Consider the following 13,923-nt stretch of genomic DNA (forward strand, 5'->3'; position numbering starts at 1 on the left):
AGCTTCCGCGCAAGTGCGCCCCGAGCGGCAGACTCACCGACCACGTCGTTCCACGTCCAGTCGCGGTCGCGGATACGCAGCCCTGGATGACTGTCGCCCAGACGGTCAAGGAGCATGGACGCGATATCGGCCCGCGGCGCGCACGCGCCGGGGGTGGACGCAGCGGTCATATCGCCGATAGTGCACCCATCAGGTCCTCGCATTCCAGCCACACCACGGGCTCGACATCGGACCAGCGGACACCGACCGGGCATCCGGCCAGTTCCCCCGCCGAACGCACCGCTGCCTCGGCGTCTGCGACGTCGAGCTGGTCGAAATGGGACACGATCGCGAACACCAGGTCGGCATCCAGCGCAGCCTGTTCGTCCATCTCCTTCTATCTACCGCTATCGGTGAACATCCATTCGAGAAAATTTCTGAGAACTCTCTAAGGCCCATGCGTGTTCTGCCGGGTGGCGCGCGATAACATCGGGACCCATGACGACCACCGAGCCGGATATCCACACCACCGCGGGCAAGCTCGCCGATCTGCGTCGGCGTAGCGAGGAGACACTGCACCCGGTCGGTGAAGCCGCCGTCGACAAGATCCACGCCAAGGGCAAGCTGACCGCCCGTGAGCGCATCTATGCGCTGCTCGATGAGGGCTCGTTCGTGGAACTGGACGCGTTGGCCAAGCACCGCAGCTCAAACTTCGGCCTGGGCGACAAGCGCCCGCTCGGCGACGGCGTGGTGACCGGTTTCGGCACCATCGACGGCCGCGACGTGTGCATCTTCAGCCAGGACGTCTCGGTGTTCGGCGGCAGCCTCGGTGAGGTGTACGGCGAGAAGATCGTCAAGGTGCAGCAGCTGGCCCTCAAGACCGGCCGCCCGCTCATCGGCATCAACGAAGGCGCCGGCGCCCGCATCCAGGAGGGTGTGGTCTCCCTCGGCCTATACAGCCAGATCTTCCACAACAACGTCATCGCCTCGGGCGTCATCCCGCAGATCTCGCTCATCATGGGCCCGGCCGCTGGCGGCCACGTCTACTCGCCCGCGCTGACCGACTTCATCGTCATGGTGGACCAGACCAGCCAGATGTTCATCACCGGCCCGGACGTCATCAAAACCGTCACCGGTGAGGACGTCACCATGGAGGAACTGGGTGGCGCGCACACCCATGAGGCGAAATCCGGCACCACGCATTATGTCGCCTCCGGCGAGCAGGATGCCTTCGACTATGTGCGCGACATCCTGAGCTATCTGCCGTCGAACAACGCCTCGGAGCCACCGCGCCATCCCTCGACGGAGGCGCCAACGGGGTCCATTGAAGACCACCTCACCGACGAGGACATCGAGCTCGACACGCTCATCCCCGACTCCCCGAACCAGCCGTACGACATGCACGAGGTCATCACCCGCATCCTCGACGATGACGAGTTCCTCGAGGTGCAGGCCGGATATGCACAGAACATCATCGTCGGATTCGGCCGTGTGGACGGCCGCAGCGTCGGCATCGTCGCCAACCAGCCCACCCAGTTCGCGGGCTGCCTGGACATCAACGCCTCCGAGAAGGCCGCGCGGTTCATCCGCACCTGCGACTGCTTCGGTGTCCCGATCATCACCCTGGTGGATGTGCCCGGCTTCCTGCCCGGCACCGAGCAGGAGTTCAACGGCATCATCCGGCGCGGCGCCAAGCTGCTGTACGCGTACGGCGAGGCCACCGTTCCGAAGATCACCGTCATCACCCGGAAGGCCTACGGCGGTGCATACTGCGTCATGGGCTCGAAGGACATGGGCGCCGACGTTAACGTCGCCTGGCCCACCGCCCAGATCGCTGTCATGGGCGCCTCCGGCGCGGTCGGATTCGTGTACCGCTCGCAGCTGGCCGAGGCATCCAAGAACGGTGACGACGTGGACGCCCTCCGCCTGCAGCTGCAGGCGGAGTACGAGGACACCCTGGTGAACCCGTACATGGCTGCCGAGCGCGGATACGTCGACGCGGTCATCCCGCCGTCGCACACCCGCGGCTACATCGCCACGTCGCTGCGCTTGCTCGATCGCAAGATCGTGCGGCTCCCACCGAAGAAGCACGGAAACATTCCCCTGTGACGAATGAAGAAGGTGCGTCCGTGACCGAAGAAGGCACCGAGACCGTAACCGCTGAAGCGAACCCCGGCGAGGAAGGCCGAGTGAAGGCTGCCGACGTGCAGGTGCTCAGTGGCAACCCGACCGACGCGGAGATCGCGGCTCTGGTCGCGGCACTGAGCGCTTTGGCCTCGAAGGCCGAGACCGAGAGCCTCAAGCCCCGAAACCTCTGGGCCGAGCCGATTGACATGTTGCGCTACAGCCCGCACAGCTGGCAGCGAGTCACGTTGTTCGAGCGCGCGAAGCTGGCGCGTCCACAGGGCACGTTCTAGACAGCCGTCACAGGCCCCGTGACCGCATTTGTACTCGCGTCCGCGTCCCCCGCGCGCGAACGGATCCTGGAGCAGGCCGGTCTCAACCCGATCGTCATCGTGTCGCACGTCGACGAACATCTCGTCATGGCGACTCAGCCTTCGGGTACGACGCCAACGCGCGCCGTAGAGGTTCTGGCCTGCGCCAAAGCTTTTGATGTCGCGATGACGTTGGCCGGCACGGTGGCCGCCGATGCGGTGGTGCTCGGCTGTGATTCGATGCTCTTCCTCGACGGCACGTTGCAGGGCAAGCCGGGCACCATCGAGGAAGCGCGCCGCCGCTGGGGGTTGATGGCCGGACGCTCCGCCGAGCTGCTGACCGGACACTGCCTGGTGCGGGTCATCGACGGTAAACCCGTCGCACGTGTCAGTGAAACGCGATCGACCACAGTGCGTTTCGGCACGCCATCGGCAGAAGATCTCGAGGCCTACCTGGCCGCCGGCGAGCCTCTTCAGGTAGCGGGCGCATTCACACTCGACGGCTTGGGCAGCTGGTTCGTCGAAGGCATCGACGGCGATCCATCGAATGTGATCGGTGTCAGCGTTCCGCTACTCGGGCGGCTGCTGGACAAGCTTGGCGTACCCGCCTCGTCATTGTGGGTCGGTCACGTTAAGCACGTGCCACCAAAGCCCTTTCACCCGGACACGCCCACGGTTGCCCCACTGCCGCCTCGCATGGTGCCGCTCTTCGACTCGCTTGTGATGATCGGGCCAACCCAACAGCAAGAATTCAAGGACGTCCACGGCAACCCGATTCCCCACATGCCGTCGGTCAACACCAGCTTCCAAACCGCTTGCAGCGATGATTCATTCGACCTCGGGGTGCACACCAACCGCGGCGCCTGCCTGTGGACCGGCGACTATCTGAACACCGGCGATGGCATCCAGCTGATAGCCGTTGACCCCGCCAGCCCCTCGGTCGCACTCGGCGGGCGCTCTAAACCCCTTGTGCTGCCCTCGAATGCACAGAACGGCGCCCGGCTACTACCCACCGGATCGGCGGAGTTGGCGCACCGCTCGCTCTTGTTCGCCTCGTGCATTCCGTCGCCGGGATGCAGCACCTTCGTATCGGCCGACACCACCGTGTACGACGTGAGCGAGCCGGGTAAATCGTCATACCGGCCGATGGGAGTCATGGTCGGCATCTCGCAACCGAGCGGAGTCTCGGTACCCGGTCGCCGGATGCTGGTGGCGGGCAATGTCGGAACCGGGCCCTGGGCGCCGCGATTCGCGTGGCTCACACCGCCGATCGACGATCCGGAGTTCCTGGACTCGTCTGCCTGGGAGAAGATCGGTCAGATCGCCGGTGGCGGGGACCGCGAAAATCAGCTGTTCGCCCTGCCCGCAGGCGGTTTCGGACTGCTGGATTCCAATGGTTCCGGCGACGCACACATCGGGCTCAAGCTGTTCCGGACCCCGCAGGAGCTGGTCAGCGAGCCCATGACGGTACTGATCCGCAACGATCCGTCCGATCCGCGCCCGGATGACCCGTTCATCTCCCGGGATCCGCACAAGCTGCTGCAGCCGTACGGGCCGCAGGTCGTCAACGTCACCATGAACGCCGACGGCACCCAGACGCTGTATTTCCTGGTGAGCCAATGGGTTACCGATCCGACGCGGGCTTACCGAACCATCCTGTATTCCATCGTCCTGACACCCCAGTACCTCAGCATCTAGCCCTCACCGAACAGCTCTGGACGCTCGGCGGCCTGGCGCCAGTCCTGCGGCGTGCCCAACAGCGCGAACGCGCTGCGAAGCATCGCGGCGCGCACCGCCCGCCTGCCATCGCCGGGCGTGGATAGATATCGATAGCAGCCCGCCTGCATGCTGGCAAGCAGCACACCCAAGGTCTCCGCAGTGGGTGCGGGCCTGCCACTCGCGATCAGCGCCTGCTGTATGACTTCGATGAGCCGACTCTCATAGGTGGCCCGTAGCAAGCGAGCGGGCGACGACGGATCGTGTTGTTCGATATGGAAGACAAGCCATGAGTCGCGGCCGCGTTCGGCCGTATCGAGGTAGACGTCCAGGCCCGCACTGAGCTGTTCCAGCAGGGCCCCACCGGCATTCACCACCGGCGCCAACTGCGCCAGCATCTGCTGCTGGCTCTCCGTCACCAACGCCGTAATCACCTCTGCCACACCGTCGAAGAACGTATAGAAGGTGGGTTTCGATAGCCCGGCACGCTCGGCGATGCGCGCGACCGTGGTGCCCCGGTAGCCGTACTCGGCGTAGACCGCACCAGCGGCGACCAGGATACGAGCGCGCGTCGCGGCGCGCTGCTCGTCGGTCTGGGGCGGGCGCCCTCTGGACCTCCGGGGATTGACAGACATCGCGCCGCAGCCTACCTTTTTATTTAATTTGACGTCAGCGTTAAACAATTATGTCACGGAGGTCCGCCCGGCATGACCGACATCCACATTCCGACCCCGCATGGCGAGATCAGCGCCATCCTGGAGACGCCCGACGGCGACGGACCCTGGCCGGCGATCATCGTGCTCCACGACATCAACGGCTCGACTCCCGACCTGCGCCGCATCACCAAGAATGTCGCCTCGAACGGCTACGTGGCGCTGGCACCCGATCTGTACTCACGTGGCCGGATCCGCTGCATCAACAGGGTCTTGACCAATCTCGCCACTCGTCGCGGGCGAGCCGTCGAGGAGGTGCTGGCCGCCCGCGACTACGTCCAAACGTTGCCCTACACCACCACTTCGGTGGGGGTGGCAGGCTTTTGCATGGGCGGCGGATTCGCGATGATCACCGCTACCCAGGGATTCGACGCCGCCGCCCCCTTCTACGGTGCGATGCCCGGCCCCTATGGAGACCACTTCGAGGGATCGTGCCCCATCGTCGCGAGCCTGGGCACGCGAGACCCGTTCGTGGTCCGGGGTGAGCCCCGGTTGCGCAAGGCGCTGGACACCCACGGCATCGAGCACGACATCAAGAAGTACGACGCGGGCCACAGCTTCGCCAACCAACTGCCCATGCAGCCGCTGATGCGGATCGCCGGATTCGGGTACTCCCCCGAAGCCGAAGCGGATGCCTGGCAACGGGTCTACGTCTTCTTCGCTCAACACCTTCGCGATGACGACCGGCTGCAGGAGGCCCGATGACGACGACACTGGACCGAATTCGCGAGCTGATCCGGCCCGACGCGCTCGACGGTGGTGCACACGCGTCGGCCGGATACCTGGATCTGCTCCCGCCGCCCTCGGACCAGCCCCAACGTGGCGCACAGCGCGCCATGAACAATCCCGTGGTCGCCGCGGTCTACGAAGGGCCGTGGCGCTGGGGGCAGACGGTGCTCTATACCGGCATCACCCCGGCCGCCGAACGACGCCGCGCGGCAGAGTCTCTGCGACTCGACGGGGCCCACAAACTGCTCGATGTCGCCTGCGGGCCCGGGAACTTCACCAGGTACCTGGGACAGCACCTGGACTCCGACGCACTGGCGGTCGGGCTGGACTTCTCCGAGCCCATGCTGCGGCGCGCGCTCCGGACTAATACGGCCGACGGTGTCGGCTACCTGCGTGCGGACGCGCGCACTCTGCCGTTCGATGATGCAAGCTTTGATGCGGTGTGCTGTTTTGCCGCACTGTATTTGGTACCCGAACCGTTCAAGGTTCTCGACGAAATGGTTCGCGTATTGACTCCGGGCGGGCGCATCGCGGTCATGACCAGCTGCACACGCGGCCCCGCACTACTCCGGTCGACATCCGTGAAACTGGCAGCCCTCGGCGGCCTGCACGGATTCGACCGGTCCGACATCACGTCGGTGCTACGGGACGCGGGATTTCGGGACATCGAACAGGAAGTCCGGGGCTTATCGCAATTCGTGAGTGCGACAAAGAGTTAGACGAAAGCGCTCAGCAGCAGCACCATCGCGAATCCGACGACCGAAATCACCGTTTCCATCACCGACCACGATTTCAGGGTCTGACCCACCGTCATCCCGAAATACTCTTTCACCAACCAGAATCCGGCATCATTCACGTGGGAGAAGAACAGCGACCCAGCGCCTATCGCGAGCACCAACAACGCCACGTGTGCGGTAGACATGTCCGCCGCGAGCGGGGAGACAATGCCGGCAGCGGTGATGGTCGCCACCGTGGCGGATCCGGTGGCCAACCGAATCAGCACCGCGATAAGCCATCCCAGCACCAGCGCGGGGATCTGCCATTTCTCTGACCAGGTGCTCACGGCGTCCCCGACACCCACATCAATGAGGGTCTGTTTGAATCCCCCTCCGGCACCGACAATGAAGACGATTCCCGCGATGGGGCCGAGTGACTTCTCGATGACTCCCGAGACACCCATGCGGTCGAGACCCGAAGCCCTCCCCAAGGTCACCATCGCCACCAGGGTCGCCGCCAACAGCGCCATCAGTGGCGTGCCGGCGGTGTCGAAAATCCTCTGCACCAATGATTTCGGATTGTCGATCACCACATCGGAGAGTGCCTTCGCCAACATCAGCGTCACCGGAAGCAAGATTGTTGCCACCACCGCGACAACACTCGGAGCGGGCCCCTTACGTTCGGCCTCGGGCGCCGTCGCGGTGGGGATCTTCAAGGGCCCCACCCAGCGTTCCGCGACCCGCGCATAGAGAGGCCCCGCAACAATCAAGGTGGGCACCGCCGCCAGCAGACCAAACGCCAGGGTGACACCCAAATCCGCCTTCAGCGCGTCCACCGCCACCAAGGGGCCCGGATGTGGCGGGACCAGTCCGTGCAAGACGGAAAGGCCCGCCAGCGCGGGAATGCCCACCCGGAGCAGTGGCACATTTCCCCGGCGTGCCACCAAAAGCACGATCGGAATCAGCAGCACCACACCCACTTCGAAGAACAACGGCAGCCCCAGCACTGCCGCGATCAGGGCCACCGCCCAGGGCAGCATGCGCGGGCTGGACCGCGCGAGCACAGCATCGGCGACGATATTGGCGCCACCGGAATCGGCCAGCAGGCGACCCAGCATCGCCCCCAAACCGATGAGTAGTCCCACACCGGCAATGGTCGAGCCGAACCCTGCGACAAAGGATCCCAGCAGTTTGTCGAACGGAACACTCGCAACGGCGGCCAGCGTCCCCGATCCCAGCAGCAGCGCCAGGAACGGATGCAGCTTGAGCCGGGTGATGAGCAGGATGATCACGCCGATGCTCAGCACCACCGCGGTAAGCAGCCGAACGTCGCTCGTGGTGTGCGGGATCTTCACCGGCTCGGCCAGCAGAAGCAGGTTAGCGCTCATGGGCCGAGCTGCCCCAATGCCTCCGCTACCAGTTCCTCCGGCCCGATCCCCACATCCAGTACGACACCCTTCTCATCGGATTGCAATGGTTCGAGAATCTCGAACTGCGAATCCAGCAACGATGTCGGCATGAAATGCCCTGCACGATGAGACATTCGGTCACCGATAAGAACCCTGTCGCCGGACAGGTGCACGAAGAACGCATTCGGGTATCCCGCACGGAGAACATCGCGGTACCGGCGTTTGAGCGCAGAGCAGGTGACCACCCCACCGGACCCCTCCCGTCCGCGCTCGGACATCCATTCGGCGATCCGCTGCAGCCACGGCCATCGATCGGAGTCGTCCAGCGGAATGCCGGTCGACATCTTGGCGATGTTGGCTTCCGGATGGAAGTCGTCCCCCTCCGCACAGGGCGCACCCAGGCGCTGCGCCAACGCGCGAGCCACGGTCGATTTGCCGACCCCTGCCACACCCATGACCACCACGACGGGCGGAAACGTTTCGGCCACTAGACCCCCTTGGGCGCCTTCTGATTCATGAAGCCGAACATATACCCAGCCACCCGGCGCATCTGAATCTCCTCGGCGCCCTCGGTGATCCGGTACCGCCGATGATGGCGATAGATGTGTTCAAACGGCATATGGCGCGAGTACCCCATCCCGCCATGGACCTGCATGGCGCGATCAGCGGCCTCACAACACAACCGGTTTGCAACGTAGTTGCACATCGAGACCTGTTCGGAGACCGAGAACGGACCATAGGTATCCATGGACCACGCCGTCTTGTGGATCAACGCGCGCAGCATCTCGCACTGTGTCTGCAGCTCGACGAGCGGGAACTGGATCGCTTGGTTCGATGCCAGTGGTTTACCAAAGGGTTTGCGTTCCTTGGCATATTCGACAGATCGGTCAATGCAGAACTGGGCCGCACCCAGACTGGAAGCGGCTTGCCGGATCCGGTTCTCGTTGAAAAAGTGCTGTACGACCCCCAGCCCGCGTCCCTCTCCGCCGAAGATCGCCGACTCGGGAACCCGTACCTCTGTCAGCGAGACGCGGGCGTGATCGGTGGGCATGTTGAAGGTCCAGAGGTATTCCTCGACCTTGAAACCGGGTGCGTCCGCGGGCACCAGGAATGCGGTGATGCCGCGTCCGTCACCAGGATCACCTGAGGTGCGGGCGAATATCAGGTCGGCATCAGCGATATGCACACCGGTATTCCAGGTCTTCTCGCCATTGATAACCCAGCTGCCGCCATCGCGCACCGCTGCTGTTTCCATATGGGTGGCATCGGAGCCGTGTTCCGGCTCGGTGATACCGAACGCGAAAGACTTGGTGCCGCTGGCCAGTCCCTCCACCCATTCGGCCTTCTGCTCCGCCGAACCGTACTCCAGCATGAGCAGCAGCCCCACATTGTTGCCGACGATGGCGTGCTCGTTCTGCAGGTCACAGTGCAGTCCGAGGCCGCGCCGAGCCAGGTGCTCGCGAATGACCGCCATACCCAGGTTGGACCCGTCACGTCCGCCGAACTCCGCGGGGAACGGGTACCGAAGGTGACCCGCAGCATCGGCACGCAGACGTGCCTCACCGAGCAGTGCTTCCCACTCCCCGTTGGGCAGACCCCCTCGCTCCCAATCGGTTCGGGAGTCTTCCCGTCGGTGATCGAAGAACCGGATGTTGTCATCGGCCTGCTCGAGCGGCACGATCTCGCGGTCAATGAACTCGTCGAGCTCGGCAAGATAGTCGACGAGTTCGGGCGGCAGTTCGAAATTCATCTGGTTCCTTCCGGTACCTATGGATTTATCGATGGCTTCGTCAACATCAACAAGTCCCACTCGATCTCAGGTATCCGGCGACCGCTGGCGGCCATCACAATATCCCGCACGCTCCCGTCCAGATACGACTTCGCTTGCGCGGCAAGACCCACACCCCACCACAAGGTGCCGAGGACCTTCCACCACTGGAATCGGCCGGCGTGAAATGTTCCACCGGCGTTCTCGTACGCGCGCACAAACACGTCACGGCCCGCGAACCCGCCGAACTCGCGCTCGTCCTCGCCGAACCGCCACATCCGCAGGGCCGTCCAGGCCACATCCCGCATCGGATCCCCGAAACGCGTGGTGCCCTCCCAATCCAGCACGGCACGCAACCCGTCCTCGCCGACGATGACATTGCCGTTGCGAATATCTGTGTGTACCAGGCATCGCTGCGCCGGAGGACCGGGCATGTGCTCGGTCAACCAGGACAGCGTGCGCTGAAACACCGGCCGATCCGAAAGCAATGCCGCCACTCCCTCGCGCATCTGCTCCAACAGAACAACAGCGGGCTCGGCCTCCGGGTCGCCGGGTAGATCGGGCGGTGCCATCGCCGGATCGATCCCGTGCAGTCGTCCCATGGCCGCACCGAGCTGGTCCGCCACCAGATCGCCGATCCCCGCGGATTGCACCAGTCGAAGCACCTTGCGCGGTACCGTCTCCCCCGCGATGCGCTCGGAGATCATGAAGGGCGAGCCGAGATACGAGGATTCGGAACAGACACCGCGAACCCGCGGCACCGGAACGCCGTGGCTGCGCGCCAGCTCACGCACCCCAGCCTCACTGCCCACCGGAACCTGCTGCACAACCGCGGGCACAATCGTCGCCACCAGTTCGAGGGTTTCACCCCCGGAAGTGGCGTCCAGCAGCACATTTCGCCGCCGCGCACCAGCTGATACGCCAACCACACCCGACACTTCAAACTTCTTGCCGAACTCGTCGTGCAGGTAGCGGGTCAGCCCGTCGCTCAGGTCCGTCCCCGCCCGATGCTCTTCGCCCAGGGGTCTCATCACTGCCCCTCCCAGACGTCGTACCCGGGTTTGACGACTGCGAGCTCACCGCGTACCGCCTCGACCAGATCGGCCCACGAAGGGTCCCCGGGAGGCGGCGCCGCAGGCAAGGTCAGTTCTCGCTGCAGAATCCTGGCGATGTTGGCACCGACACGGGCTCGATGCACCGAAGATGAGGGCAGCTCGGATTGGAGGTCGTCGAGCAGTTCGGCGAGAGCACCCGCCAGTTCCGCTGCGGTCGGAATGAAGGGCACCACCCGTTTGTACCTTCTATGGTGCGTCCCACGGGGGAATAGCGAAGAAACTCCGAGGGTTGCTCCAGTTCATGGCGAGACCTTTGTCGATTCTGGATCTGGCGCGGGTGGCGCCGAACGAGACCGTGGCGGAGAGCTTCGCCGCGAGCGTCGAGATCGCGCGGCACGCCGAAGCGCTGGGATTTCACCGCGTCTGGTACGCCGAACACCACAACATGCGGTCCATCGCCTCGTCGGCGACGAGTGTCCTGATCGGACATGTCGCCAGCCAGACGTCAACCATCCGACTGGGCGCGGGCGGCATCATGCTGCCCAACCACTCGCCGTTGCAGATCGCCGAACAGTTCGGGACGCTCGAGACCCTGCACCCGGGACGCATTGACCTCGGTCTCGGCCGAGCCCCCGGGACGGACCAAGTGACTCTGCGCGCGTTACGGCACTCTCCCGCGGACGCCGAGCACTTCCCGCAGGACGTCATCGAGCTGCAGGCGTATCTGGGCGAGCAGAGCCGGGTCCCGGGCGTGACCGCAACGCCGGGACGCGGCACGCATGTGCCGCTCTACATCCTCGGCTCATCGCTGTTCGGCGCGAAGCTGGCGGCGGTATTAGGCCTGCCCTATGGTTTCGCTTCGCATTTCGCGCCGCCGGCGCTGCAGGATGCGGTCGCGCTCTACCGGCGAGAGTTCCAGCCTTCCGAGCAGTTACAGGAACCGTATGTCATCGCGGGGGTCAATGTGATTGCCGCGGACGACGAAGCCACCGCGCGGGAGCAACATCGCGCGGCATTGATCGAACGCGCCAAGCTTTTCCTGCATCGCGGCGGAGATCCGCGCCTCACCGACGACGAGGCCCTCGCCGCTCTCGAGTCCCCTGCTGGACAACAGATTCAGGCGATGACGAAGTACTTCGCGGTAGGAACACCCGACGATGTGGGCGCATACCTGGACGATTTTGCGCAACTGGCCGATGCCGACGAGCTCATCGTGGTCCCCAACGCGCCCGACCGGAAACTGCAACTGCGGTCGTTGGAGATCGTGGCCGAGGTCAGCGGGCTGACACCGCGCGACTGAATTCACTTCTGTCACAGTTGTTTCAGGGGCGGCTAGTTGTCGGTGGGCACCGTTAGTATTCGAACATGAGTTCGATTGAGGTGTTGGGGCGGCGCTTGACGCCTTCTGGCGAGGCCGTGAGATGGAGAGTCGCAGTGCGCTGGAAGATGGTGGCGATGGCCAGGTCGCGGCGAACGAAGAGCCCGATCGAGGACAAGGTGCGGGAGGTGTTGTCAGTGTTGTCAGTGTTGTCAGTGTTGGCCGGTGAGATGAGCTGCGCCAAAGCACCGCGCTGGCATGGGGGCAGTGCGACCTTGGTCTGTAAGTGGCACCAGGTTTTTTCGGCCGGGATCGCCCCAGTCAAACGCTGCTAAAAACTTGACGCAAGACAAACCAGAGGGGCAGCTTTCAAGAGCCCGTGACAACTCTGAGTTATCCAGAGCCAGCTTTGGACGCTGGTCGTCCATGTAGAGGGCCGTCGGGGAAGAGGCACGAGGAGGTCCAGGTCGCCTGCACTGCTCGGTGGCCGTGTTCCGTCCTGGACGATGTGGTGTTTGCACGGAGCAAACGTGAATGGTCCGAGTTCGTCGATCTGGCCTGAACTCCAGATTGGTTGCGACCGATGTACTCGCAAGCTATGGTTCCGCAATGACCTCGCCCGCCGAGGACCTCCCGGCGCATCGTGTTAGCACCGATCGCCAGGAAAGGGTGAGTCGGCCGATCCCACCAGCTGATGATCCATTTTGCGTCCCACCTGACGGCTTTTCGCGGGCGGCGCCAGGGGACATTTTGCGTTCACGTGCTATCGATGTAGCTTTCCTCGGACGTATTCCTCAGCGCGTTACCGCCTATCAGTTGCTGTATCGGACCATCGACGCCAACGCGAACCCACAAGCGACAGTAACGACAATTCTCCTACCGGCAGGCTCGTCCGAGACACCTCGCCCTATTGTCTCCTACCAGTGCGCAATAGACGCGATAACCTCGAAAGCCTTTCCCTCGTATACATTTCAACGACGCGCACAGATACTTGGCGGCGCAACACCGTTCGAGTATCTTCTCATCGCAGAAACGCTGCGCCGAGGCTGGGCAGTGGTCGTAACAGATCACGAAGGCAGTCGCGGTAGTTGGGGCGCTGCGCGCGAACCCGGCTATTGCATCCTCGATGGGCTCCGCGCGGCAGTCAGCTTCGAACAGGCCGGTTTGTCTAAGTCAGCTCCTATCGCTCTGTGGGGCTACTCCGGAGGTGGTCTGGCTACCGGATGGGCAGCCGAGTTGTGGCATAGCTATGCCCCGGAACTCAACGTTGTCGGCGCGGTGCTCGGATCGCCCGTAGCCGACCTACGCGCCGCTTTCCACCGCCTAAATGGGTCGGTGTTTGCCGGGCTCGCCGCGTTGGTCATCGCCGCGCTCAGAAACAGCTACCCCGACTTCGATGCGATCGTTCGGCAACACGTCACCGCGCAGGGCGAAACACTGCTGAGCTCGTTGAGGCAAATGTCGACCCTACGTGCCGTGACTCGATTCTGCTTCCAAAAAGTCGATCACTACGTGGACGAACCACTAGAACAGATTCTGGGCCTTGCGCCAGTTGAGAAGATGTTCGAGGATACGCGGCTCGGTCAAGCTACTCCAGCTATGCCGCTCCTGGTATTCCAAGCTATCGCCGACCCAATCATCGGCGTTCAGAACATTGATGTACTCGTTCGCAGATACCGTGATAGCGGAGCACACGTGACATACCTGCGCGATGTGCTCAGCGAGCACCTCCTGCTGCATCCAATATCCACACCAGTAGCGCTTGCATGGATCAGCGATCGATTCCACGATCGAGCACTTCAACCGTCGAAAACTCAACGCGGAGCGCTGGTACTTGCACCCAGAACGTGGATCGGACTGCTTCGCCTCGGGTATTCAACTCTCAAGGTGCTCACGCGACAAGTGTTCTAGGTCACCGGGTGGCGCTCGCGAACACAACTCTGGTGCAGCAGCCCAATCGTTTTGTTAAGTGCGCTGAGCGGGTGGATCAGGTCACCTATACGTAGCGCAGACCCGCTAACGGCCAGCACTCGACAGGTGTCACCGCTGCAGCCGATCTAAGATGCTTCAATGCCCAGCAAATCA

Annotated in this window: 14 protein-coding genes and 2 pseudogenes; 7 read left to right on the forward strand and 9 right to left on the reverse strand. The window is 63.6% G+C overall.

What is annotated here, in order from left to right; genetic code table 11:
• Positions 1-170: pseudogene (locus B4383_RS26555) on the reverse strand (acyl-CoA synthetase); the annotation flags it as partial.
• A 26-nt stretch (positions 171-196) separates the two neighbouring features.
• Positions 197-370: pseudogene (locus B4383_RS25665) on the reverse strand (PucR family transcriptional regulator); the annotation flags it as partial.
• A 107-nt stretch (positions 371-477) separates the two neighbouring features.
• Here B4383_RS25665 and B4383_RS25670 point away from each other — a divergent pair.
• The 3 genes from B4383_RS25670 to B4383_RS25680 are packed head-to-tail and all read left to right on the forward strand — an operon-like array spanning position 478 to position 4,112.
• Positions 478-2,088, forward strand: coding sequence for an acyl-CoA carboxylase subunit beta (locus tag B4383_RS25670; protein WP_078294607.1), 1,611 nt, complete (start codon positions 478-480; stop codon positions 2,086-2,088).
• Positions 2,085-2,396 (forward strand): acyl-CoA carboxylase epsilon subunit, encoded by a 312-nt coding sequence (locus tag B4383_RS25675; RefSeq protein ID WP_078294608.1) that lies wholly within the window; start codon positions 2,085-2,087, stop codon positions 2,394-2,396. Before B4383_RS25670 ends, B4383_RS25675 begins: the two co-directional genes overlap by 4 nt.
• Before the next feature lie 18 nt (positions 2,397-2,414).
• The gene (locus B4383_RS25680; protein WP_078294609.1) at positions 2,415-4,112 is read left to right on the forward strand and encodes a nucleoside triphosphate pyrophosphatase; all 1,698 of its coding nucleotides are present in this window, start codon (positions 2,415-2,417) and stop codon (positions 4,110-4,112) included.
• On the opposite strand, the gene B4383_RS25685 is transcribed toward B4383_RS25680, so the two are convergent.
• Entirely contained in the window at positions 4,109-4,765 is a 657-nt protein-coding gene (locus B4383_RS25685) for a TetR/AcrR family transcriptional regulator (RefSeq protein ID WP_078294610.1), read from the reverse strand. The genes B4383_RS25680 and B4383_RS25685 overlap by 4 nt on opposite strands.
• Positions 4,766-4,837: 72 nt before the next feature.
• Between B4383_RS25685 and B4383_RS25690 the strand changes: the two genes are divergently transcribed.
• Positions 4,838-5,548 (forward strand): dienelactone hydrolase family protein, encoded by a 711-nt coding sequence (locus tag B4383_RS25690; RefSeq protein ID WP_078294611.1) that lies wholly within the window; start codon positions 4,838-4,840, stop codon positions 5,546-5,548.
• Entirely contained in the window at positions 5,545-6,291 is a 747-nt protein-coding gene (locus tag B4383_RS25695) for a class I SAM-dependent methyltransferase (RefSeq protein WP_078294612.1), read from the forward strand. Before B4383_RS25690 ends, B4383_RS25695 begins: the two co-directional genes overlap by 4 nt.
• Here the strand turns inward: B4383_RS25695 and B4383_RS25700 are convergent.
• The 5 genes from B4383_RS25700 to B4383_RS25720 are packed head-to-tail and all read right to left on the reverse strand — an operon-like array spanning position 6,288 to position 10,750.
• Positions 6,288-7,676 carry a gluconate:H+ symporter gene (locus tag B4383_RS25700; protein ID WP_078294613.1) on the reverse strand — a complete coding sequence of 463 codons (1,389 nt, stop codon included), beginning with the start codon at positions 7,674-7,676 and terminating at the stop codon, positions 6,288-6,290. The two genes, B4383_RS25695 and B4383_RS25700, sit on opposite strands and share 4 nt — an antisense overlap.
• Positions 7,673-8,185, reverse strand: a complete 513-nt coding sequence (locus B4383_RS25705; RefSeq protein ID WP_078294614.1) for a gluconokinase — start codon at positions 8,183-8,185, stop codon at positions 7,673-7,675. The genes B4383_RS25700 and B4383_RS25705 overlap by 4 nt, the downstream gene beginning before the upstream one ends.
• Positions 8,185-9,447, reverse strand: a complete 1,263-nt coding sequence (locus B4383_RS25710; RefSeq protein ID WP_078294615.1) for an acyl-CoA dehydrogenase family protein — start codon at positions 9,445-9,447, stop codon at positions 8,185-8,187. The genes B4383_RS25705 and B4383_RS25710 overlap by 1 nt, the downstream gene beginning before the upstream one ends.
• Before the next feature lie 17 nt (positions 9,448-9,464).
• Complete coding sequence (locus tag B4383_RS25715) at positions 9,465-10,496, reverse strand: phosphotransferase family protein (RefSeq protein WP_078294616.1); 1,032 nt, start codon at positions 10,494-10,496, stop codon at positions 9,465-9,467.
• Positions 10,496-10,750: a hypothetical protein gene (locus B4383_RS25720; RefSeq protein WP_078294620.1), complete on the reverse strand. Its 255-nt coding sequence runs from the start codon at positions 10,748-10,750 to the stop codon at positions 10,496-10,498. The genes B4383_RS25715 and B4383_RS25720 overlap by 1 nt, the downstream gene beginning before the upstream one ends.
• Before the next feature lie 71 nt (positions 10,751-10,821).
• Here B4383_RS25720 and B4383_RS25725 point away from each other — a divergent pair, with 71 nt between their 5' ends.
• Complete coding sequence (locus B4383_RS25725; protein ID WP_078294617.1) at positions 10,822-11,820, forward strand: LLM class flavin-dependent oxidoreductase; 999 nt, start codon at positions 10,822-10,824, stop codon at positions 11,818-11,820.
• 52 nt (positions 11,821-11,872) lie between these two features.
• Here the strand turns inward: B4383_RS25725 and B4383_RS25730 are convergent, their stop codons facing one another.
• Entirely contained in the window at positions 11,873-12,163 is a 291-nt protein-coding gene (locus tag B4383_RS25730) for a hypothetical protein (protein ID WP_078294618.1), read from the reverse strand.
• Between the two features lie 284 nt (positions 12,164-12,447).
• Here B4383_RS25730 and B4383_RS25735 point away from each other — a divergent pair, with 284 nt between their 5' ends.
• Positions 12,448-13,749 (forward strand): lipase family protein, encoded by a 1,302-nt coding sequence (locus tag B4383_RS25735; RefSeq protein WP_286143877.1) that lies wholly within the window; start codon positions 12,448-12,450, stop codon positions 13,747-13,749.
• The last annotated feature ends 174 nt before the right edge of the window (positions 13,750-13,923 follow it).

This window comes from Mycobacterium sp. D16R24 (genome assembly GCF_002013385.1).
Classification (GTDB): Bacteria; Actinomycetota; Actinomycetes; order Mycobacteriales; family Mycobacteriaceae; genus Mycobacterium.

What these genes read in the sequence shown, in the direction of transcription:
- B4383_RS25670 (WP_078294607.1), top strand. Translation starts at nt 478, where the DNA reads ATGACGACCACCGAGCCGGATATCCACACCACCGCGGGCAAGCTCGCC.
- B4383_RS25685 (WP_078294610.1), bottom strand. Translation starts at nt 4,765, where the DNA reads ATGTCTGTCAATCCCCGGAGGTCCAGAGGGCGCCCGCCCCAGACCGAC.
- B4383_RS25690 (WP_078294611.1), top strand. Translation starts at nt 4,838, where the DNA reads ATGACCGACATCCACATTCCGACCCCGCATGGCGAGATCAGCGCCATC.
- B4383_RS25695 (WP_078294612.1), top strand. Translation starts at nt 5,545, where the DNA reads ATGACGACGACACTGGACCGAATTCGCGAGCTGATCCGGCCCGACGCG.
- B4383_RS25700 (WP_078294613.1), bottom strand. Translation starts at nt 7,676, where the DNA reads ATGAGCGCTAACCTGCTTCTGCTGGCCGAGCCGGTGAAGATCCCGCAC.
- B4383_RS25710 (WP_078294615.1), bottom strand. Translation starts at nt 9,447, where the DNA reads ATGAATTTCGAACTGCCGCCCGAACTCGTCGACTATCTTGCCGAGCTC.
- B4383_RS25715 (WP_078294616.1), bottom strand. Translation starts at nt 10,496, where the DNA reads ATGAGACCCCTGGGCGAAGAGCATCGGGCGGGGACGGACCTGAGCGAC.
- B4383_RS25725 (WP_078294617.1), top strand. Translation starts at nt 10,822, where the DNA reads ATGGCGAGACCTTTGTCGATTCTGGATCTGGCGCGGGTGGCGCCGAAC.
- B4383_RS25735 (WP_286143877.1), top strand. Translation starts at nt 12,448, where the DNA reads ATGACCTCGCCCGCCGAGGACCTCCCGGCGCATCGTGTTAGCACCGAT.